Here is a 20,663-nt window from a genome sequence, read left to right as displayed (position 1 = left end):
CGGCGGCGGCCGCGCATGAAGGTCTGCCCGTTGCGCGGATTCCAGTGGTGCGTGAACCCTCGCTCGCGGCGGCGCCTCCAGCGGCTACTGGGAGGAGGCAGGGTTGTCGATTTCGAAGCCGTCGAAGGTGGCGTAGGTGCCCGAGAGCTTGGTGACCACGATGGTGTGGACACCGGCGGTGAGGGCGGTGCTGGTGTAGACGGCGACATCGGTGTGGCGCGCGCCGTCGGCGGGCACGGTGTCGACGACGGTGGCGGGACCGCCGTCGATCGACACACTGAGGTTGCCCTGATCGGTGAACTCCTCACCGAACATCTTGATCCCGGTGCCGATGAACGTGTACGTGATGCTGCTGCCGTCGGTCGTCGCGTAGTGGACGTCGTCGTCGTGATCGCCGTAGCCCCGGCTGCCCAAGTAGTCCCAGGTGTTGTAGACGATCGACGGATCGGTGTCGTTGAGACGTGCTGCGGCCGGCGGGGCGCCGACGTAGACGAGGACGGCTGCCGACGGTTTGGACGTGGCTCCGTCCTTGTCGGACTGCGTGGCGGACAGGGACTGTTGGCCGGGCGAGGAGTCGGTGAGCGTGCACGACCAGGCGCCGTCGACGGCAGCGGCTACGGTGCAGCCTGCCTGGTTCGTGCTGCCGGTGACCGCGACGGTGTTGCCGGCCACCGCTGTGCCACGCACCGTGAAGGTGTCGGCCAGGCCGGTGGTACCGCTCGTGGGGGCGCTGATGACCGGACGGGGTACGTAGGTGCCGACGGTGACGTCCGTGCCGTCGGCTCCGGTCGGTACCGTGGCGATCAGGAATCCGGAGGAGACCACCTGGACGTCGGTGGCGCGCCGGTCGCCGAAGTACACCGGGGTGCTAGGCGAGAAGCCGGCGCCGGCGATGAGGACCCGTTCGGTCGTGGAGCTGGCGACGGGCGTGGGCGCGGAGATGTAGCTCGCGGTGAGGGGGAGGCCGCCTACCAGCGATCCGTATCCGTCGGTGACGCCCGCGTGGACGAGGAAGGAGACGGGGATGTCTCCCGGGCCCGGGGACGCGGGGATGGTGGTGTTGTCGCTGGCGTGGGAGTCGATGGGCTGCGTGCAGAAGTAGCTCTCTGCGGGGTCGGAGAAGTAGTTGCCGGTGACCCAGAAGTGGCCGGTGGCCGAGCAGCCGCCCTGGGCGCCGAGTGAGGCCAGGGGGTGGAACTCGACGTTGCTGCTGAAGCTGATCCACTCCGAACCGGCGTCGTCGTAGAAGGCGTTGAAGCGCGAGCCGTCGTTGTAGACGACGTTGCCGGTGACGTGCAGGCCGTGTGCCAGGGTGGCCGTCGCGTCGATGGTGCCGTCGGCCTGGTAGACGTACTGCGCCTGGTGGCCTTCCATGTAGATCGCGCCGCCGTCGTCGAGGACCTGCATGACGTTGAAGATCAGGTTGTTGCTGATCGTGTTGTCGGCGTTGATGTTGGTCGAGTTCTGCGGGTGGTTGGCGTCGTCGACGTGGCCCTGGATGACGCCCGCGGTGATTCCGGTGTACGGCAGGTTGTACAGCTCGTTGTGCGTGATCGTGGTGTGGCGGCTGAAGAGCAGCGTGATGCCGCAGGCCGAGCGGTAGTCGGTGCCGACGTCGTGGATCACGTTGTTCGAGACCGTGGTGTGGTCCAGGATCTCGTTCGTCCCGACCTGGTCCGCCTGCACGGTCTTCGGGTCAGGAGTGCAGTGATCTTTGATCACCGAGGCCGGTGTGTCGGTGGGAGTCGGGTCGAACGTGCAGCCCAGTGACAGCGCGGTGGAGGCGATCGAGGTGAACTCGTTGCCATCGATGACGTTGTGCGATCCCCCGTACATGAAACTCAGGCCGGCGCCCCCGAGGTTGACGAATCGGTTCCCGGTGATCGTCACACGGCTGGCCCCGGTAAAAGCGACGTTGGCGAGAGGCTGGGTGAGCGCGCCCCACGGGCAGCTGCCGGCGGGTGCGGAGAAGGTGCACAGCCCCTGGTTGCTGGCGCCGGTTCTGTGCAGGTTGCTCTGCACGTCGGCGAAGCCCACCGGTGACGAGGGGGCGTTCCAGGTGGCATACGAGAACGTCAGGCCCTCGAAGGTGACGTCGTGCAGGGGCCTGGCCAGGCTGCCGGCACCTTGCACCAGCTTCTCCAGCCGGGGCAGTTCGACGTCCAAGCCGGCCATCCGCTGACCGCTCTTGGGCATGTAGTAGAGCGTGTCAGTGGCACCGTCCAGGGACCACTGACCGGGCGTCAGAAGACTGCGGGCGCCCTGAATCGTGTCGGGAAGCTGCGAGGTGGGCATCGACGGCAGGCCGCCGGTGCCCTGGCTGAACGGGGCGATGTCGGTGACGTTGGTCCAGCAGGGCTGGTCCATGACCAGCGTGCTGCCGGACATCCGTGCGGCCCCGCACTTGGAGTCGGTCCACGCGCCGTTGCCAGCGGGATAGTCGAACTCGACCTGCGCCACTTGCGCAAGCGTGAGGTGCGAGAACCAGGCCAGGGCCACGGCGTCGTTCGACAGGTCATACCCTGTGGCCGACCCGGCCCAGTTGCCCGTGAAGTGCAGGGCCGCCGGGGTGGCCTGGGCGATGGGGGCTTGTCTGCCGTCCACGTAGAGCTGACGGGTGGCGCTGCCGCGGGGCACGTGTGCGGCCCACACACCGCTGCTCCCCACCTCACGCCAGGCGGTGACCTTGGAGGCGCCGGAGATGACCGGCTTGGCGCCGGGCGCGGCCTCCCACACCACGGGGTCGGCGGGCCGGCCGGAGTCCTCCGCGCCGAACTTCCACGTCTTGTCCAACCGGTACGTGCCGCCGAGGAGTTCGACCCGGGGGCTCACCGGGTGCCGGCCGTGCTCAAGAGCGCGCACTTCGGCCTGCGCGGTGGTCAGGGAACAGGGATTCCTCGATATGCACGCCGCACCGTGGCCGTCAGGCGCTGCCCACAGCACCGATGCCGTGGCGGCCCGCGCCGGACTTGCCGACACGCCCAGCGCTCCCGCGCCGACCAGTCCGAAGGCGAGTACAGAACCGAGGATCTTGCACGTCGACGCCATCCATTTCATGACCGCTCCGGGATCCGTCAAGCCGCGGGCATGCCCGCAGGAGAGGCTGAGACATCCGATGAATGGGGTCAACGTGGCAGCACGCGCTTGGAGCTGTCAACGGGTTGTACGGGGCTTGATGCGAAGAGAGCGGCCTCCATGCAGTCAAATCCGGAGCAATGGATCGGATGTATGGGCGGTTCTGCATGCCGGAGACGACTGACGCCCGCCCCGCCCGCGAGCCGTCCGGCCGGGGCGAACGGCAGGCCCTTCGGGCGCGGGATCCTGCAGCAGCTCTGCGGGGGGGTGCCTCTATGTCTTTCGTCAAGCGAGGTGTGGGGTTCTGGGTTCGTAGAAGGTGCCGTCGCGGAGCATCGCGAACAGGACGTTGATGCGTTGGCGGGCGAGGCGGAGGAGGGCTTGTGTGTGGGTTTTTCCTCGGGCCCGGCATTTGTCGTAGTAGGTGCGGGAGGCGGGATCGTGCAGGGCGGCGAACGCGGAGAGGAACATCGCGCGTTTGAGTTGCCGGTTGCCGCCTCTGGGGGCGTGTTCGCCGTGGATGGAGGTGCCCGACGACTTCGTGGTCGGGGCGAGGCCGGCGTAGGAGGCGAGGTGGGCGGCGGTGGGGAAGCTGGTGCCGTCGCCGACGGTTACCAGCAGGGTGGCGGCGGTCCTGACGCCGACGCCGGGCAGCGACGTCAGGACCTTCGAAAGAGGGTGATCCTCCAGCAGGACTGTGATCTGGGCTTCTGTGGCCCGGCGTTGTTCGTGGACGGCTCCGAGCGAGCGGGCCAGGGAGGGGATCACGATGTCGAGGGTGCCGGTGCCGGGAACGACGACGGTCTGTTCGTCGAGTGCGTCGAAGACGTCGTCGATCAGCCGCTGGGCCATCCTGGGGGCCTTGGGCCGGATCACCTCAACCAGCTTGCGGCGTCCGGCTTTTCGCAGAGCGGCAGGGGATCCGTAGCGTTCCAGCATCCAGGTCACAGCCTGATGGTCCAGACGCGGTCCCAGGACCCGCTCGAGGCTGGGGTGGAACTGGGTGAGCAGGCCGCGGATCCGGTTGGAGGTGCGGGTGGCCTCGGCCGCCAGATCCTGGTCGAAGCCCACGAGGACCGTGAGTTCGGCGGTGATCTCGTCGGTCGCCTCCAGCGAGCGCAGTGTGTGCGGCAGGGTGCGGGCGGCGTCGGCGATCACGGCCGCGTCGCGGGCGTCGGTTTTGGCCTCGCCTGGGTAGAGATCGGCGATCCGCCGCATCGACAGGCCCGGCAGGTAGGCGACCTTGCAGCCGGCGTCCCGGGCCACCGTCAGTGGCAGGGCGCCGATGGAGGCGGGCTGGTCGACGATCACCAGGACGGTGCCGAACTTGGCCTTCAGCTTCTCGAAGACGTCCCGCAGTTTCGGCTCGGTGTTGGGCAGGGGCTTGTCGAAGACCTTCTTGCCGGCCGGGGTGAGTCCGTGCCCGTGATGGGTGCTCTTGCCGACGTCCAGGCCGAGGAAGACGCCTATGTCGTCGTTGTCGTTCACGCCGTCCTCCCGAACGGATGTCGTGCGTGCTGGCCGGGGCGTTGGCGTCGTATGCGCGCATCCACGTTATGCAGACCTGCCGCTTGTGTACTGCCGGGCATTACGCCCGGCCAGGCGGTAGTCGGACCTCTCATCAGCGTCTCCAACGGCGCCTCCCGGGCCCGGTGGCACCACCCCCAGGTCATCGGTTCGACAGGGGGGAACAGCCATGCCGGGCCCGGAGGCCAGCGGTCCCATTGCGGAACCGCGAAGAAGATAACGGGGGTGGACGCCGCCCGTCGCGACGCGAGCAACCCGGACATTCGCGGCGCATGCTCATGCCGAGGGAGGGGTCGAACCTCCGCCGGTAGTCCACAACTCCCGCTGGGCAAGACTCAGTTGGTGGTCGGCCCAGTGAAAGCGCACATCTGCGCCCGATGCCGTGGCGACTCCCGGGTGAACGCCGGTCGTGGCCGTTCGGTGGCCGCCGGATCGGGCAGCAGGGTTCGAAGTCGCCGTTGCTGAGCGCGGCGCGGAGTTTCAGTTCCACCGCAACCTGTGCCCGCCCGCTGTGCTCACTCTCCCCAGGGGGAGGATGCGGCGGCGAGTTCGAGGGTGGTGATGCCGTCGGCGCGGCGTTCGCGCAGCAGTTCGCCGCCGATCGAGTAGAGGGGTGCCGCCGCGGCGGACCGTGCGGCCCTTTCCGTAATGGCGTCAGTCAGCGACCGGATCATCGCCAGCCGCGGATACACGCTGTGGATCTCCTTCTCCCAATCGGCAACGATCTCCGCGTTGAGTCCGAAGTCGGCAGCGATGCCCTCATACGTCAGGTAGGCGAGCAGTCCACGCCGTTGGGCGATCCCAGGCGAGGCATGCAGGGCGATCGCCTCCCACACCCGGTCCACGTCCTGCGCGTCGACACCGTGCTCAGTCAGCAGCGCGGCAGCAAGATCCGCGCCCTCCACCTCGAACCGTGCGTCGCCCTGAGCGAGGTCGCCGACCCCCAGGTCGTGCAGGACAGTCGCCGCAAAGAGCAGATCACGGTCGTAGGCGGCATCGTCCAGGGCGCCTTCGTGTTCGGCGAGAAGCTGCGCGAAGAAGAAGCTGCGCACGCTGTGGTTCGCGATCGAGGCGCTCTCCGAGGACTGCACCGCGCGGAGCACAGCATCGGCCAGCGGCCCGGTCGGCAGATCGAGGGTGAATGTCATGCCTCGACGCTACGAAGCGGTCCCTCCCACTCGCCAGTGGCCCGAGGGTCACCCACCGCTAGGATCGGGCCATGCAGACGACCAGCCAACACCGTGTTGCAGTCCTGGCGCTTCCCGGCGTTCTCGCGCTCGACTTCGGGATCCCCGTTCAGGCATTCGGGACGGACCCGCACTACGACGTCACGGTGTGCACCGATCCGGCAGCCGGGCCCATCCGCAGCAGCGGCGGCTTCGAGCTGGCCGCGCGCACCGGCCTCGAAGCGCTGGACGACGTCGACACAGTGGTTGTTCCCGGCTATGAGATCCCGGACGCGGCGGTGCCCGGCAGCGTCCTGCGGGCATTGCGTGCCGTCCATGCCCGCGGTGGGCGGATCGTCTCGATCTGCACCGGTGCCTTCGCCCTGGCGGCCGCGGGGCTCCTCGACGGACGCCAAGCGACGACTCACTGGCAGGAAGCCGGCCGCCTGCAGCGCCTGTATCCGCGGATCTCCGTCGTGCCGAACCGGCTGTTCGTCGACGACTCGGACATCCTTACCTCCGCGGGCGTGACCGCGGGCATCGACCTTTGCCTGCACATCATCCGCCGCGACCACGGAGCCGCCGCAGCAAACACCCGCGCCCGGGCCCTGGTGGCGCCACCGCAACGAGTGGGCGGGCAGGCCCAGTTCATCGAACGTCTTCGTCCGGCCGCGAGCGGCACCGAGCTTGCCCCCGTCCGCGACTGGATACTGGCCAACCTCGCACACCACCACACCCTGGACACACTTGCGCAACACGCGCACATGTCCCGCCGCACATTCGCTCGGCGCTTCCGCGAGGAGACGGGCACCTCGCCACTGGCCTGGCTGACCAGCGCCCGCCTCGACTGGGCGCGAGAGCTGCTCGAAACAACAACCGTGGCCATCGAGCAGATCGGCCACCTCAGCGGCCTTGGCAGTCCCGCCGCACTCCGAGCCACCTTCCACCGATACCTCGGCACTTCACCCCAGCAGTACCGCACCCTTTTCCAGCACCAGACCGACACCTCGAACACAGCATCATGACCGCTGGGGTCCCGACGGCACCGAAGCCGTCCTCCGACTGCGCGCCGACCAGAGCAACGGCGACTTCGACACCCACTGGCGCTACCACGTCACCCGCGAACATCAACGCCTCTACCAACCAGCCGATTCAAGCGAATACGCCCTCAGCATCTGATTTACCGCTGTCCGACCGAATACAACCAACCGTTCACGAGGAGGACTCCATGACCGCCATCGTCCTGGTCCACGGCCTGTGGGCCGACGGCTCCTGCTGGAGTGAGACGATCACCGAACTGCTTGCCCTGGGCCACGATCCCGTCGCCGCCCAGCTGTCGCTCCAGTCCATGGAGGACGACATCGCGGCCGTGCGGCGGGTGCTGACCACCTTCGACACCGGTGAGCCCGTGCTGCTCACCGGCTGGTCGTACGGCGGTGCGGTGATCACCAACGCGGCCCGCGGCCAAGACAGTGTCGCGGCCCTCGCTTACGTCGCTGCCTTCGCCCCCGACGAGGGTGAATCGGTGAGCGACATCTCCCGCCGCCGCACCGGCAGCTTGCTTCCCGAGCACATCAGGACCACCGAGGACCAACACTCGTACATCGACCGTCGCGCGTACGGCAAGGTCATGGCCGCAGACGCCGCCGAGGAGCGCACCGCGCTCGCTGCCGCCGTACAGAAGCTCCCCCGCCTCGGCATCGACACCGCGCCCTCGGGCAGCCCCGCCTGGCGGACGTTGCCCACCCACTACCTGATCGCCACCGAGGACCGCGCGCTGCCCGCGGCGACCCAGCGTGAACTCGCCGCGCGCATGGGCGCCGAGACCGTCGAGTGGCCCACCGGCCACGGCCCGATGTACTCCCGTCCCAAGGACCTCGCTCTTTATCTGGACAGGATCGTGAAGAACTCCATGGGCGGCGGCAGCTCTCGTACTCGCTGGTGACTCCTCCCCCTCGTGGACGAGGGGGCTTCTCGTTACGCCGGGTTGGCGTCGCGACGGACCAGCCCGGCCCGTAGAACGTAGGGAGGCGCCACCTGGGTTGTTGACGCAGATCACCGTGCTCGCGGCCAGGCCAGTCGCATGGCCGGTATCAGGTCCCGCGGCGTGTGTCACGCAGCGGTCACCGCTGGGTGTCGACGCCACTGGTCAGCACCCGGCCGAGGGTATGCGCCTCGCGCAGCAGGAGCGCACCGAGTTCAGGTCTGCGTTCGGGGCGGAACCTGGTTTCCACGCCGGTCAGAGTGAGCGCCCACGCGGGCTGTCCGGCATGGTCGAATACGGCTGCCGCCATGCCCCAGCTGCCTTCCACGACGAGTCCGGGGTTCACGGCATAGCCGTCGGTCCGGGTCTGCCGGATGCGTTCACGCACCGCATCCGGAGCATGTGCCTGGCCCCACTGGCCGACCAGATCCCGGCCCGCGAGATGGGCGTCGATCTCTGCGTCGTCGAGGAACGACAGCACTGCCAGGCCCGCTGATACGACGCCCAGTGGGAAACGCGCGCCCTCGTACAACACGAAGGAACGGATGGGGAAATCCCCCTCCTCGCGTAGAAGGCACACTGTCTCATCGCCCCGCCGCGCCGAGAAGAACGCGCTCTCCCCCGTCAGGGTCGCAAGCCGGTGCACGCTCTCGCGCGCATGGCGAGTGATGTCGTAGCGAGTGCCGGCCACTCCGCCGAGCAGATACAGCTCGGGGCCGAGGAACCAGTGCCCACTGCGTCGATCGCGGTCGACGAACCCCTCCTCCGCGAGCGAGACGAGCAGCCGATGCACGGTCGGTCTGGGCAGGCTTGTCGCCTTCGCCAGGACGGCCGTGCCCGCACCGGCCTCGTTGACCGTCGACAGCGCGCGCAGAACTGCGCTGACCCTACCGACGAGGTGAGCTGCCGGGGTCGCGTCCATGCACCTCATCGTACGTTCACTGAGTGGACGCCATGCCCGCTCTCCGCTCACAGGTCAATCGCTTTGCTCGATAAATGCGCAGGTTCTTGCCCAGTAAGGGATCGAAGAGCTTGACTCTCCAGCGCTCGGAGAGTGAACGACCAAGGCGGAAGGTGGGCGAATTGTCCAAGCGACGCGCGAACGCGGAAGAGGCTTTGGCCGGCGTGCTGACCGACGGGATGACGATCGCCGTCGGCGGGTTCGGTCTCTGCGGCGTCCCTTACGACCTCATCGAGGTCGTAAGGGACAGCGGCGTCACGGCGCTGACGATCGTGTCCAACAACATGGGGGTCGACGGCAAGGGCCTCGGCCTGCTGCTCGAGAATCGTCAGGTGGTCAAGGTGATTGCCTCGTACGTGGGCGAGAACAAACTGTTCGCCCAGCAATACCTGGACAAGGCCCTCGACGTGGAGTTCTCCCCACAGGGCACGCTCGCCGAGCGCATGCGGGCGGGCGGGGCCGGGATCCCGGCCTTCTACACAAGGACCGGCGTGGGCACGCCCGTCGCCGAAGGCAAGCCGCACGCCGAGTTCGACGGGCACCTCCACGTTCAGGAGCGGGCGATCGTCGCTGACCTCGCGCTCGTGCACGCCCATACCGCCGACCAGGCCGGCAACCTGACGTACCGGGCGTCTGCACGTAACTTCAACCCCCTCGTGGCCACGTGCGGCCGGGTGACTGTTGCAGAGGCAGAGCAGCTGTCCGAGGAGTTCACCGACCCCGAATCGGTCGTCACCCCGGGCATCTACGTCAGGCATGTGGTGGCCGCGAGGGATCGGGGCAAGGAAATCGAGCAGCGCACGGTCCGCCTCCGCATGACCGTCGAAGCCTAGGAGGGAAGACTCGTGCCCCGGACACGTGACGACATGGCGGCGATCGCAGCTGCCGAACTTAACGACGGAGACTACGTCAACCTGGGGATCGGCATTCCGACTCTCGTGGCCAACCACATTCCCGACGGCATCCAAGTGACCTTGCAGAGCGAGAACGGCATCCTCGGCCTCGGCCCGTTCCCCTGGGAAGGCGAGGAGGACGCTGACGTGATCAACGCGGGCAAGCAGACCGTCACCGTCAACCTCGGTGCCAGCTATTTCGACTCCGCGACGTCCTTCGGCATGATCCGCGGCGGCCACATCGACATCGCCGTCCTGGGGGCCCTGCAGGTCAGCGCAAAGGGCGATCTGGCGAACTGGACAATCCCGGGTGCCCTCGTCAAAGGCATGGGCGGGGCCATGGACCTCGTGGTCGGCGCCCGCCGGATTGTCGTGCTCACGGACCACGTCGCCAAGGACGGAAGCCCGAAGATCGTCCAAGAGTGCACCCTGCCGCTGACCGGCACCGGTGTGGTCAGCCGCATCATCACAGATCTCGCCACCATCGATGTGAATCCGGACGGCCTGCGACTAGTAGATCTCGCTCCGGGCGTCACCGAGGAGGAGGTACGGGCGAAGACTGCTGCCCCGCTGCAGCTGTCCCAGGTTGCTGGTGCTCCGACCGCATAGGGTTCGACCGGGTTCGGTCACGCAGCCGGGGCGAAGGGGTGTCCGCCCCGGCGGATGCCCTTTTCGCTGCGGATACGGGCGCGCTCTCGGCGTTGTGGGGCAAGTACGTCGAACTACCGGACGACGTCTCGCGAACGTCCCAACCGGTGCCACCCCACGCAAGTCTCTACCGGTCATCGAGGTCCGACGGAACGCTAACCAAGACCGGTGACACGGACACGGCTACACGGCCTGTTCCTGCGGCGCATCCGTCGAGTTGCTCGATCCGCCACGAGCCCCTGAGGCGCTGGGCTGGCATCCGCACCATCTGCCGCCAACCCTGCCCAGCAAAGCACTCACACCTGACCCTGGACAATCGCTCGCTCAAAGCACCAGCGGGCCGCCCATTCTATATGAGACGAACAAACGCGTTAAACTTGCAGACAATATAGCCGGGTTTATTAATTCTGACGTTCAATAGCGAACCGAGGCGTCTTGGTCAGTCTTATCACCGGCGTGGCCTTTCCCGGAACGGAAATCCACACCTGAGAGGCGTGCCGCCCTTCAACCCTCCTGCTCACGTGATCGCATCAGCACCCCACGTGCGCCATGGCTACCATCCACTGCCTGCGTAGGCGTGTTCCTGAGCACTGGTCACCAGCAGTGCACTACGGCCTGGACTATCCAGCCCTGGGCTGTCCGTTGCACGGCCATGCACTCAGAAAGCAGGCGAACAAGCTCGCAGCCTCGGCCGTAGTCATCGGCATCGATGCCGTCGCGTACGCGGGACGCTGGCGCCCCGGAGTCGGCAACCGTGATGCGCAGCGTCCGGCCGTCGAGGCAGAGCAGCAGCGTCATGTCAGCGCGCCCGTGAAGGGCGGCATTGGCGGCGAGTTCGCCGATGATCAGGAGGGCGGAATCTTCGTCATCCGGAAGCACTCCCCAGTAGTTGAGCAGCACGGCGGCCCAGCGACGGGCTACGGGTACGCAGGCCGCAGTGGCGGGCAGGGCAAGCAGCGCCTGCTGGCCCGGGCTGGCGTATGCGACTTCGGTGGGGGTGGGTCTGGGTGATGCGACAGGCGCTTCGGCGAGGTACATGACGATCCCCCTCGGGGGGTGCGAGGGATGTGAGGAACACTTGTTTTGGTAGCGGCGGCAGTATGGAATGGCATGGTCAAAGCGATGTCCAAAGCGCGGCCCTCCGGCATATCCATACGACGGACAATGATCCAAACTGACTTTCTTTTCCCGGCAGTCGTCATCTGGTGTTAGGTTCCCTGCCTCCCGGAAGCGGATGAGCCTCCGAGCGGCGAGATGGGCGAGCGCGACCCCCCATGCCAAGGCCGTGAAAGCCGCGCTCACCACACGAGATCAGGCCAGGCTTGAAAGCTGAACCTCAGCGGCGGTGCCGTCTGCCGACTCGTCCAGGTCGACGAAGTACGGTCCGCCGCCAGCCTCGCCGGGCCGGACCACGGCCGGCCTGGGCCGATTGTCGTGCAGCAGTCGCGTGGCGTCCGACCTGGCGTAGTGGCCGGTGGGGTCTGCGGCGTTCTTGGCCAGGTCGATCACAGACAAGTCGATGTCGGCAACGACCAACCCCTCGGTGTACTCGTCGAGGTTTTGGCCCAGAGGCGATCCGTCGGGGCCGTAGATGCGGGAGTTGCCGGCGCCAGTGGTGAGCAGAGCACGCTGTTCGTCGTTGGTCGCGAACGTCTCGATGGCCCGTTCGCCGATTATCTGGCTCGGGGCGATGACGAAGCATCCGCCTTCCAGGGCGTAGCTCTGCGTTGCGGCGAGGTTGGCCTCGGCGCTGAAGGCATAGGCGATGCCCTTGTACAGGCCGAAGGCGGGCCAGGCTGCGATGTGGACCTGCTCGTGCTGGGCGTACATGGCGTACCTGTTCAGCGGCTGGAGGTGTTCCCAGCAGTTCAACGCGCCGAGCCGACCGAGCGGGGTGTCGATGACCTTGAGGTGGCTGCCGTCGCTTTCACCGAAGAGGCTGCGTTCGACATGGGTGGGCTTGAGCTTGCGGCGGTGCAGCGGGACACCGCCGTCGGGGCCGATGATGGTCTGCGCTATGTAGAGGCTGCCGTGGTCCTTCTCGCTGTAGCCGAGAGCGACGGTCACACCTGTGCGGCGGGCCGCCTCACGGATCGCTGTGAGGTGACGGCTGTCCAGGGTGAGGGAGTTTGCGTGGTACTGGGCGACGTACGGCACCTGCCCAGCCACCGCGCCCAGCCACAGGAACAGTGGGTAGCCCGGGATCCATGCCTCGGGAAAGGCGAGGAGAGCCACGTCCTGCGCCGCTGCATCCTCGATGAGTCCGATGGTCTTCTCAACTGTGGCGCCGGCGTCGAGCCATACGGGCTCGGCCTGCACGGCTGCGACACGGTAAACGGACGACATGGCGGCCTCCGGGCGAGTGGGTGTTATTGAGGTGGCCAAAACCGTAGGCGTGCGCGAACCAGTCGATGCGGCGTTGTGCGCGCGAGTTTGCGGCGTTTTCGGCGGTCAGTGAGCCTCTTTCATCCTGTGCTGGCGGGTGAAATGGGCTGGTCAGTGGCTGTGGTGACGAGGCAGGGCCCCTCGTCGTTGGCGTGGTGATTCCACTCAGCACACCGGCGACCGAAGGGGCCCTGTTGGTTCCGTATCCTGCCACCCTCGACGTCCCGCATGAGCTCGTTGAGCACGTCGCCTGGCTGCTGTACGAGCACCGCCGCGCACGTAACACCCGCTGGCGGAAGCTCCGCTGCTTCGACCAGGCACTGCTCACACTGGTCCACCTGCGCAAAAACGAGACGTTCGCCCAGCTCGGCGCCGGGTTCGCCATATCGCAGGCCACCGCCTGGCGCTACGTGGACGAGGCCCTGGAGGTGCTGGCTTCCTGGGCCCCAGGCCTCCATGAAGCCCTCACCGGCCTCGGTGAGGGCGACCACGTCATCGTTGACGGCACGCTGATCCCCACCGACCGCGTCCGCGCCGATCAGCCGTACTACTCGCAGAAACACAAGAAGCACGGCATGAACGTGCAGGTCATCGCCCGCCCTGACGGCACACCGCTGTGGTTCTCCCGCGCGACACCCGGCCGCACACATGACCTGACCTCGGCCCGCGCCCACGGCATCGTCCAGGCCTGCCTGACCCGGCAGATCCTCGTGCTGGCGGACCGCGCCTACCAGGGCGCCGGCGCCACCTTCCGCACCCCCTACTACCACCACAACGAACAGCCCGAGCACTACCAGCAGTTCAACCGCGACCACGCCCGGCTCCGAGCCCCCGGCGAACGCGCCTTCGCCCTACTCAAGTCCTGGCACATCATGCGCAGAGCACGCTCCTCCACCCGCCGCATCAGCCGCACCGTCCAAGCCATCCACACACTCATGACCTGCGACTATTCAGGATGAAAGAGGCTCAGTTGCGGTCACCGGCGACGGGCTGGACCGCGCTGCTCAGGCTCGTAGCCGTGCGCCGCACGAAAGGCGATTGGCGGCAGGCCATACGCCCGTACGAAGGCGCGAGTGAACGTGGTGCGATCGCCGAAGCCGCAGCGGGTCGCGACGGTGGAGACCGTAAGCGCGGAGTACCGGGGGTCGGCCAGCAGGCGGTGCGCGGCACGCAGTCGCTCTGCGCGGATGAACGCGGCCGGAGAGGAACCCTCAGCGGCGAACAACTCGTTGGTGTAGCGCACGGACACACCATGGAACCGGGCCAGCTCCGTCAGTGTCAGACGAGGGTCGGACAGGTGATCGCGTACATACGTCTGCATCGATGCCAACAAGGCGGCCCGCCCTGGGAATCCGCGCGGGCCGGCGTCATCGCCGACAGCCGCACGCAGGACGATGGCCAGAAGGTCGACGGTCGTGACCCCCAGCTCAGCCCGAGGAGTACTGGCGAGGTTCTCGCAGGTCTCGGCGAGTTCGCGCACATAGGCAGCCAGGGCCCGGACGCCAGGGCCGCCGGGGGGCAGCGCCCGCCCGCACACCTCCGCTACGCGGCCTACCCGGTCACACAAATGCTGCCGGGGAATTTGCAGCACCAGCTGACGATGGCTGGTTGGGAAAAGCAGCTGGTAGGGCCGCGCGGAGTCGTACAGCACCCCGCCCCCGCGCGCCAGCACCGCCTCATGGTCGTCCTGCACCAGGGCGCCTTCACCGTCGAGATGAAGGGAGAACAGAAAGTCGTCTCGCGGCTGGGTGCGCACCAGCCTGGAGGTCCGGGTGGCGACGGAGTAGCCCTGCACCTTGACCGCGGAGAGCGTCACGGCGGGCCCCAGCGCGTTGGAGTGCACCGAACCCTTGAAGGCGCCCGCCATGGTGCCCAGCGACAGCGGAACGAAGCTCTCCGAAATCACCTGGGCCCACTCGTCCATGCCGCGGGCAACGAGAATTCCCATGGAGCCAGTGTGCGCCGTGGGAGTTTCGTGCGTAAAGCAATCCGTTGGCTGGAAAGACTCTCGACTACTGCCAGCCGATTAATGCCTCACAGACGGTGGCTCCCAGGATACATGCAGCAACCACGGCAGTGGGAGTGTGCTGGCTGCGGGTGTCGGACAGCGAGATGTCCACCTGCGCCACGAGTCGTCAACGTGCAGAGGAACTGCCGTGCGGCCGGCTTCAGGGACTCCAGATCGACGAGCGTCTCGCCGATCACGCTCTCCCACCCGGCCGGATCGGCATCCACCGTCTCGATCCGCCCTGTCCCTCGGGCGATCTGGTTTCGGACACTGCCGTGCAGCGGGGCAGAGATCTCGGTCATTGTTCCAGCAGCTCGCGGGTCAGCCGGTCGACGACTGCGCTGTCGACCGGGTTCACCCCTGCCCCGGCCGCGTGCCCCCATACACCGGGCAGCACTTCGAAGCGTGCACCGGGGATGCACGAGGCTTCGTACTCGAGGTCCTCGGCGCAGAAGTACAGGTCTCGTTCGGCTGCCAAGATCAGGGTGGGCGCGGTGATGGTGCCCAGTGCGGCTGCGAGGTCGCCGTCGAAGCGCGGGCCGGACGCGACATCGCCCCGCTTCCAGGTCTCGATCATCGACAGCACGTCGTTGGCGTCTCTGTCCCGTACAAATATCTCCTCCCAGAAGCCGACGACGAACTCCTCACAGGATCTGAATCCGAGTGTGTGATACGCCTGCTCCCGGTAGAAGGCCTGGCTGAAGGCCCAGCCAGCGTAGACGCGCCCGGCGGCGCGCAGGCCGCGTACCGGTTGCTCCCGGTAGTGGCCGTCGGCGAAGTCGGAGTCAGCGGTGATCGCGGCGGCGACGCCGTCGAGGAAGACACGGTTGTGTTCGGTGGTACGTGCAGTTCCGCAGGAGGCCATGACGCGGCCGACCGATTCCGGATACTCCACGCCCCAATGCAGTGCCTGGGCGGCGCCCATCGACCAGCCGACCGCGGCGTGAAGACGCTCGATCCCCAGGGTCCGGACGAGGTCGTACTGAGCCTGTACCTGGTCTCGGTAGGTCACCACAGGGAAGTTTGCACCGCTGTGCTCGGTGGCCGCGCGCGACGGTGAGGTCGATATGCCGTTGCCGATGAGGTTCGGGACGACCACGAAGTAGCGGTTAGGGTCCAGCGCTTTCCCGGGCCCGATCGCCCAGGTGTTGTCCGAGTCCCGGCCGAGGAACCAGGTCGGATACAGCACGGCGTTGCTGCGTTCGGCGTTCAGCCTTCCGTAGGTCCGGTAGCGGATCTCGACGTCGCGCAGGGTTTCGCCGCTCTCAAGCGGGAGCTCGTCGATGCGGTGAGTCATGATGATCTCTGCCATGGGTCATCTCTCCCCGGTCAGGACGGGCATTTCGGCACCGGCCAGGGCCGATTCGGTCACGGCCGCGATTTCGAGTAGCCGATCGTCAGCGCCTCGCAGCCCTTCAAGCGTGAGTCCGACTGGTAGTCCCCCGCGGTCGCAGCCAGCGGGCAGGCTGATCGACGGGTTCCCGGCGAACGCCCCGGCTTCGGTGTGCCGGGTCAGCGTGGGGAAGGTCTCCACAGTCCGGTTACGGTGCGTCATGACGGCGCCTCCCCCCAGTAGTGGAGGGCGGGAGGGGATGGTCGGATAGAGCAGAGCGTCCAGTTGCGTCGAGGAGGCCACTCTCCCGTAGTCGGCCTGCACGGCGTCGCGCGCGTCCCGGGCCCGGCGGTAGCGGTCCCGCCCGATGGGGTCGGCCAGCATATGTGCGAGTAGTGCCTTTACGTCGCCCGACCGTGCGCCGGATGCGAGCGTCGCCAGGTCCAGGCCGTTGTAGGGCGGTCGCAGTTCGCTCAGATACGCCTCGACAGTTCGGGGGGCCTCGAAGGCGACCACCGCGAAGCCGTGCTCGAACGCGCGCGCGTCAAGGGAGGCCGTCGACACTTCGTGCAGCTCGACGAGCCCGCTCCCCTCCAGGCGGCTGAAGGCGTCGTCGACGACGACGGCCACGTCGTCGTCAAGATCGCTCAGACGGTTATGTGGAACGCCCAGCCGCAGGGGGCGGCGGTGTCGGCGGGTCTGGCTCGGACGCCGACCGGTCACCGCTGCGTCAACTGCGATCACATCGGCAACCGATGTGGCCATCACGCCGATGCTGTCCCGTGTCCAGGAAATCGACAGGAGCCCATCGACGGGGTACCGGCCACGGGTCGGCCGGTACCCGACAACGCTGCAGCACGCAGCGGGGATCGTCATCGACCCGCCTGTGTCGGTGCCGAGGGAGAACGCCGCAGCACCGACTGCGACAGCGACCGCGCTCCCTCCGCTCGACCCGCCGGCCGATCTCCCGGCGTCATACGGGTTCCGTACGTCGGCGAACGCCCCGTTCTCCGACGTGACTCCCAGGGCGAGCTCGTGCAGATTGGTCTTGCCGACCACCCAGGCACCCTCGTCAAGCAGGCTCTGAACGACCCCGGCGTCCGCGCGGGGCAGCGATCCATCCAGTACAGCCGACCCACCCGTTGTCGCCAGCGAAGAAGTGTTGATGTTGTCCTTCACTGCGAAGGGCATGCCCTTCATTCCCCGGGCCCGCCGCGGAGGCGGCGGGGAACCGGGCTCCGCCACGCTCAGGAACGCTCCGAGGTCCGCGGCACTCTCCAGCGCCGTGTCCCTGGCGCGCTCCCGAGCGGTATGCGGGTCAGCGGCGATCAGCTCGCGCCAGCCCTCAAGCCCCAGCACTCGACGATCCACGATGCCCTCCGGATGTGTCGACGGTCAGGCGCTGAACGCCTCGTCGGGCTCAGCATGTTGGGTAACGGCAGGCCGGACCGTCTGGCCTCGGCTGGGCGGCATTGCAGTCGGCTGCGGCCACCGCCATTGGAGGTGGTCTAGATGCTCCGGCACGTGAGCCTCCGAGCGGCGAGATGGGCGAGCGCGGCCCCTATGCCAAGGCCGTGAAAGTGGAACCTCAGCGGCGGCGCCGTCTGCTGACTCGTCCAAGTCGACGAAGCAGGGTCCGCCACCAGCCTCGCCGGGCCGGACCACGGCCGGCCTGGGCCGGTCGTCGTGCAGCAGTCGCGTGGCGTCCGACCCGGCGTAGTGGCCGGTGGGGTCTGCGGCGTTCTTGGCCAGGTCGACCAGAGACAAGTCGATGCCAGCGACGACCAACCCCTCGGCGTACTCGTCGAGGATTTCGCCCCCTCCGGGCATGGCCAACGGAACTGGTCCCCGGATCCTGCACGTGTAGCTCATGCCTGGGCCAAGAGGCGCGACAACCTGGGTATCTGTCCGGGACGCGCATCCGCTGCCGGTGACTGCCCCCGTGAACAGGGTCAGACCATCGTGCAAGTCTCTCTGGCGAACAGGCCGTTCACCCATAGAAGCGCAATGGCCTTGTCCTGGCCTGACGTGACTGCTTCATTCACTGCGAACACCCAGCAGAACCCGCATGCCGCCCAGAGACCCCTTCTGCATGCCTTCGCACCAGCCAACTCGCCCCATCCAACACGACCGTTCGAAACAGACCGATCAGGTCGGCGAATGGAGGACAGCCTAGTTGTCGGCCCTGTACCGAAGGGATCTAGCGAGCTTTGGCTGACTGAATCTTTCGAACAGCCTCAAGCGCCTCTGACGGTTCCATCCGTGTGCGGTAGGCCATGGAAACATGCCGCGCCCGGATGACTCCCTGCTGATCGAGCACGAACGTGGCGGGCACAGGCAGGCTGTAATGGCCCTCGGGCTGCTGCTTGGCAAGAGCGGCCAGAGTGCCGTCGAGCATGTGCTCGGTCACATGCGGTGGCAAGTCAAAGCGGATCTTGTAGGCAGCAAGGACACCCTGTTCCACATCACTGAGCACGTCGTACTCCAAGTCATGTTTCTCAGTCATGCTCATTGCGTCGTCGGGCTGCTGTGGACTAATCGCGATCAAGGATGCGCCGGCCTTCTGGAACTGCGGGAGGGCCTGTTGGTAGGCGCGAAGTTCGAGATTGCAGTACGGGCACCAAGAACCCCGGTAGAAGACAAGCACCACTGGCCCTTGCGACAGCCGGTCCGCCAGGCGCACCTGGTCGCCTTTGGCGTCAGAAAGGGTGAAATCCGGCGCGGTCTCGCCGATCTTGAGACCAGGAACGAGCCCCCGCTTGTCGATCTCGTCGAACGCATCGTTGATGGCGGACTTGGCGCTTTCCGGTCGGTTGACCGCCGCCGCGAAGTCGTCCAGCTCCTTCGTGAGTGATGCCAACTCGTCGTCGCGCGGGTCGCTCATTACTTCTCCTCACCGATAAACGATGACCATAACCGATAACCGAAGATGCCACGGCGTGTCGGTCATGTCAAGCCTGATGAGGCACCCGCCCACGCCCTCGAACAGCCACCGCGTGCCTGGCACACCGGCACCCTGAGGGGCGAGGTTGGTGCCGCATCCGAGTGGGCTCTCCTGGCTCTTGCGCACACGCGCCGGCCGAGACGTTCAGCCAGGCTCCAAGCGCCCGAGGCGACGGCGCGGCGGTACGCGAAAGGGACGATCGAGGTCCTGGTGTCATGGCGGTGTGCAGGTAGCGCATCCGCTGCCGATGCAGCGGTCCTGGTGGGCTCGGCCGGCTGCGCGGCCGAGAGTTTTGTGGCCGCGGCCGTCGGGGATGCGGCCCAGCTTCTTGACGTCTATGCGGACCAGTTCACCGGGCCGGGAGCGTTCGCAGCGGCGTGCAGGTTCGCCGGCGGCCCTGTTCAGCGTGGCCAGGGCAGGCAGGCCGTGGCGGCGCAGAATGTGGTGGGCGAGCCGCAGGCGTACAACCTGTTTCTCGACAGCGGCCGGGGTGCGGCGGGGCTGGCATCTCAGGCGGCTGACGCGGTCGCGTATCCCCGCTGGACCGTAGCGTCGGAAGCGTCCGGCCAGCGTAAGGCGGTGGCGTGGCTGACCTGGAAGCGTTCCGCAGCTCGCCGCAGACGTCAGCCGTCGTCGACGACACATCGGGCCAGGTGCAGCTAGTTAGGCAGACGCCAGCCCGGTCGTATCCGCTTTGCAGCGGCGCTGGCCTCGGTAGGCATGAGCGCGTCGGTGATTGTTTTGACCATCGCGCGCAACAGATCGGGGCCCGCCGCGGCAAGGTTTCCCACGGCTAGGGCGTGCAGGGGAAGCCGTCTGGCCCGGTCGTCGTGCTGGTCTCCTCGGCGCCTTCGACATCTCAGAGATCAACCGGATGCCGCTCTCGCATCCGGCCGCTCGTCCTGACACCAGGGCAAAGGCCCGCATCGGGTAAGAGTCCGAACACCACTTCTCAAGACGCACCTGGCCGGCTGCCTGCACCCCGGGGCGTCACTATCCGTTGGCCACCGAGAGCGCCTGGGCCAGTTTGACTACCTCGACCGCGAGTTCTGGCACCTCGACGCCTCTGGATGCGGGAATCACCAGGCCGACACTGGCCGTTGCTTCGCCACCGACGTAGACAGGCGCAGACAACCCGGTGTAGCCGGGTACGACTTCTCCCGTGGTGGCGGCGTAGCCGCGTTCCCGGGCCTGGGCGACCTCTGGTCGCTCGCCGAGCATCGATGGGCGGCCGGCAAGGATCGCGATCCCGTGGGCCGCCAGGTCGAGTGGGCCTCGGGCGCCTACGCGCATCCCGACGCGGAAGTTCGCCGAGGGCGGTTCGATGGAGAGCACGGTCACCACCTCATCGCCGTCCGCGACGTGGAGTACCGAGGTGGCGACGACTCGCTCCGTTGCATCGCGGAGCATGGGCGTCGCAACCGAAACCAGATCGCGCGCGACCATCCGGGCCAGGCTGAACAGCCCTGTCCCGATGACGTAGCGCCCATCCGCGAGCCGGGTGGCGAACTTGCGGTTGGCCAATGTGGCCAGCAGTCGCGCGGCGATCGAGCGATGCACACCGATTTGCTGCGCCACTTCGGTGGCCGTGAACCCATTCACCGACGAGCCCAAGAACTCGAGGACCTGCAGGCCGCGGTCGAGAGTCTGTGCGATCTCGGTCGGCACCTTTGCGTCCTGAGCCACGGTCGCCTCCTCTGGTTTCCCCTATTCGACGCCGCCGCGTGAGCGGACGACAG

16 protein-coding genes and 2 pseudogenes are annotated in these 20,663 nt (G+C 67.2%); 5 read left to right on the top strand and 13 right to left on the bottom strand.

Going from position 1 to position 20,663, the window contains the following annotated elements; all coding sequences use genetic code 11:
* Positions 1–84: 84 nt before the first annotated feature.
* The 3 genes from OG223_RS53455 to OG223_RS53445 form a co-directional block, all read right to left on the bottom strand.
* Positions 85–3,057, bottom strand: coding sequence for an Ig-like domain-containing protein (locus tag OG223_RS53455; protein WP_329240642.1), 2,973 nt, complete (start codon positions 3,055–3,057; stop codon positions 85–87).
* 303 nt (positions 3,058–3,360) lie between these two features.
* Positions 3,361–4,563: an IS110 family transposase gene (locus OG223_RS53450; protein WP_329240646.1), complete on the bottom strand. Its 1,203-nt coding sequence runs from the start codon at positions 4,561–4,563 to the stop codon at positions 3,361–3,363.
* A gap of 554 nt (positions 4,564–5,117) precedes the next feature.
* Positions 5,118–5,750: an HD domain-containing protein gene (locus tag OG223_RS53445; RefSeq protein ID WP_329240650.1), complete on the bottom strand. Its 633-nt coding sequence runs from the start codon at positions 5,748–5,750 to the stop codon at positions 5,118–5,120.
* Between the two features lie 71 nt (positions 5,751–5,821).
* On the opposite strand from OG223_RS53445, the gene OG223_RS53440 reads away from it, so the two are divergent.
* Together OG223_RS53440 and OG223_RS53435 are read left to right on the top strand one after the other, a co-directional pair.
* Positions 5,822–6,793: a GlxA family transcriptional regulator gene (locus OG223_RS53440; RefSeq protein ID WP_329240653.1), complete on the top strand. Its 972-nt coding sequence runs from the start codon at positions 5,822–5,824 to the stop codon at positions 6,791–6,793.
* Positions 6,794–6,996: 203 nt separating this feature from the next.
* A complete protein-coding gene (locus tag OG223_RS53435; protein ID WP_329240655.1) occupies positions 6,997–7,713 on the top strand; it encodes an alpha/beta hydrolase in 717 nt (238 codons plus the stop codon).
* 178 nt (positions 7,714–7,891) lie between these two features.
* Here OG223_RS53435 and OG223_RS53430 read toward each other — a convergent pair whose 3' ends face one another.
* Positions 7,892–8,674 carry an IclR family transcriptional regulator gene (locus tag OG223_RS53430; protein WP_329240658.1) on the bottom strand — a complete coding sequence of 261 codons (783 nt, stop codon included), beginning with the start codon at positions 8,672–8,674 and terminating at the stop codon, positions 7,892–7,894.
* A 161-nt stretch (positions 8,675–8,835) separates the two neighbouring features.
* Here OG223_RS53430 and OG223_RS53425 point away from each other — a divergent pair, with 161 nt between their 5' ends.
* Together OG223_RS53425 and OG223_RS53420 are read left to right on the top strand one after the other, a co-directional pair.
* A complete protein-coding gene (locus OG223_RS53425) occupies positions 8,836–9,546 on the top strand; it encodes a CoA transferase subunit A (protein ID WP_329240661.1) in 711 nt (236 codons plus the stop codon).
* Positions 9,547–9,579: 33 nt separating this feature from the next.
* On the top strand, positions 9,580–10,215 hold the full coding sequence (locus tag OG223_RS53420; RefSeq protein WP_443073671.1) for a 3-oxoacid CoA-transferase subunit B: 636 nt from the start codon (positions 9,580–9,582) through the stop codon (positions 10,213–10,215).
* Between the two features lie 17 nt (positions 10,216–10,232).
* On the opposite strand, the pseudogene OG223_RS54120 reads toward OG223_RS53420, so the two are convergent.
* From OG223_RS54120 to OG223_RS53410, 3 genes and pseudogenes are all read right to left on the bottom strand, one after another.
* Positions 10,233–10,325 (bottom strand): annotated as a pseudogene (locus OG223_RS54120) (integrase); the annotation flags it as partial.
* Between the two features lie 523 nt (positions 10,326–10,848).
* The gene (locus OG223_RS53415) at positions 10,849–11,292 is read right to left on the bottom strand and encodes an ATP-binding protein (protein WP_329240667.1); all 444 of its coding nucleotides are present in this window, start codon (positions 11,290–11,292) and stop codon (positions 10,849–10,851) included.
* A gap of 273 nt (positions 11,293–11,565) precedes the next feature.
* Positions 11,566–12,600, bottom strand: a complete 1,035-nt coding sequence (locus tag OG223_RS53410; RefSeq protein WP_329240670.1) for a carbon-nitrogen hydrolase family protein — start codon at positions 12,598–12,600, stop codon at positions 11,566–11,568.
* A 191-nt stretch (positions 12,601–12,791) separates the two neighbouring features.
* Between OG223_RS53410 and OG223_RS53405 the strand changes: the two genes are divergently transcribed.
* Entirely contained in the window at positions 12,792–13,598 is an 807-nt protein-coding gene (locus OG223_RS53405; protein WP_329240672.1) for an IS5 family transposase, read from the top strand.
* A 17-nt stretch (positions 13,599–13,615) separates the two neighbouring features.
* Here OG223_RS53405 and OG223_RS53400 read toward each other — a convergent pair whose 3' ends face one another.
* The 6 genes and pseudogenes from OG223_RS53400 to OG223_RS53375 form a co-directional block, all read right to left on the bottom strand.
* Positions 13,616–14,587 (bottom strand): helix-turn-helix domain-containing protein, encoded by a 972-nt coding sequence (locus OG223_RS53400; RefSeq protein WP_329240675.1) that lies wholly within the window; start codon positions 14,585–14,587, stop codon positions 13,616–13,618.
* A gap of 358 nt (positions 14,588–14,945) precedes the next feature.
* Positions 14,946–15,959, bottom strand: coding sequence for an alpha/beta fold hydrolase (locus OG223_RS53395; protein ID WP_329240678.1), 1,014 nt, complete (start codon positions 15,957–15,959; stop codon positions 14,946–14,948).
* Between the two features lie 3 nt (positions 15,960–15,962).
* Positions 15,963–17,351 carry an amidase family protein gene (locus tag OG223_RS53390; protein ID WP_329240682.1) on the bottom strand — a complete coding sequence of 463 codons (1,389 nt, stop codon included), beginning with the start codon at positions 17,349–17,351 and terminating at the stop codon, positions 15,963–15,965.
* A gap of 829 nt (positions 17,352–18,180) precedes the next feature.
* Positions 18,181–18,864: a peroxiredoxin-like family protein gene (locus OG223_RS53385; protein WP_329240686.1), complete on the bottom strand. Its 684-nt coding sequence runs from the start codon at positions 18,862–18,864 to the stop codon at positions 18,181–18,183.
* Positions 18,865–19,138: 274 nt separating this feature from the next.
* Positions 19,139–19,583 (bottom strand): annotated as a pseudogene (locus tag OG223_RS53380) (IS481 family transposase); the annotation flags it as partial.
* Between the two features lie 334 nt (positions 19,584–19,917).
* Positions 19,918–20,610 (bottom strand): IclR family transcriptional regulator, encoded by a 693-nt coding sequence (locus tag OG223_RS53375; RefSeq protein WP_329240689.1) that lies wholly within the window; start codon positions 20,608–20,610, stop codon positions 19,918–19,920.
* Between the last annotated feature and the right edge of the window lie 53 nt (positions 20,611–20,663).

It is taken from the genome of Streptomyces sp. NBC_01478 (assembly GCF_036227225.1).
In the GTDB taxonomy this organism is placed as follows: domain Bacteria; phylum Actinomycetota; class Actinomycetes; order Streptomycetales; family Streptomycetaceae; genus Streptomyces.
The sequence above is the reverse complement of the archived record's forward strand: the minus strand, read 5'-3'. Positions and strand labels throughout refer to the sequence as shown.

Coding starts and splice junctions, on each gene's coding strand:
- OG223_RS53455 (WP_329240642.1), bottom strand. CDS start 3,057: ATGAAATGGATGGCGTCGACGTGCAAGATCCTCGGTTCTGTACTCGCC.
- OG223_RS53445 (WP_329240650.1), bottom strand. CDS start 5,750: ATGACATTCACCCTCGATCTGCCGACCGGGCCGCTGGCCGATGCTGTG.
- OG223_RS53440 (WP_329240653.1), top strand. CDS start 5,822: ATGCAGACGACCAGCCAACACCGTGTTGCAGTCCTGGCGCTTCCCGGC.
- OG223_RS53435 (WP_329240655.1), top strand. CDS start 6,997: ATGACCGCCATCGTCCTGGTCCACGGCCTGTGGGCCGACGGCTCCTGC.
- OG223_RS53430 (WP_329240658.1), bottom strand. CDS start 8,674: ATGGACGCGACCCCGGCAGCTCACCTCGTCGGTAGGGTCAGCGCAGTT.
- OG223_RS53420 (WP_443073671.1), top strand. CDS start 9,580: ATGGCGGCGATCGCAGCTGCCGAACTTAACGACGGAGACTACGTCAAC.
- OG223_RS53415 (WP_329240667.1), bottom strand. CDS start 11,292: ATGTACCTCGCCGAAGCGCCTGTCGCATCACCCAGACCCACCCCCACC.
- OG223_RS53410 (WP_329240670.1), bottom strand. CDS start 12,600: ATGTCGTCCGTTTACCGTGTCGCAGCCGTGCAGGCCGAGCCCGTATGG.
- OG223_RS53400 (WP_329240675.1), bottom strand. CDS start 14,587: ATGGGAATTCTCGTTGCCCGCGGCATGGACGAGTGGGCCCAGGTGATT.
- OG223_RS53395 (WP_329240678.1), bottom strand. CDS start 15,959: ATGGCAGAGATCATCATGACTCACCGCATCGACGAGCTCCCGCTTGAG.
- OG223_RS53385 (WP_329240686.1), bottom strand. CDS start 18,864: ATGAGCGACCCGCGCGACGACGAGTTGGCATCACTCACGAAGGAGCTG.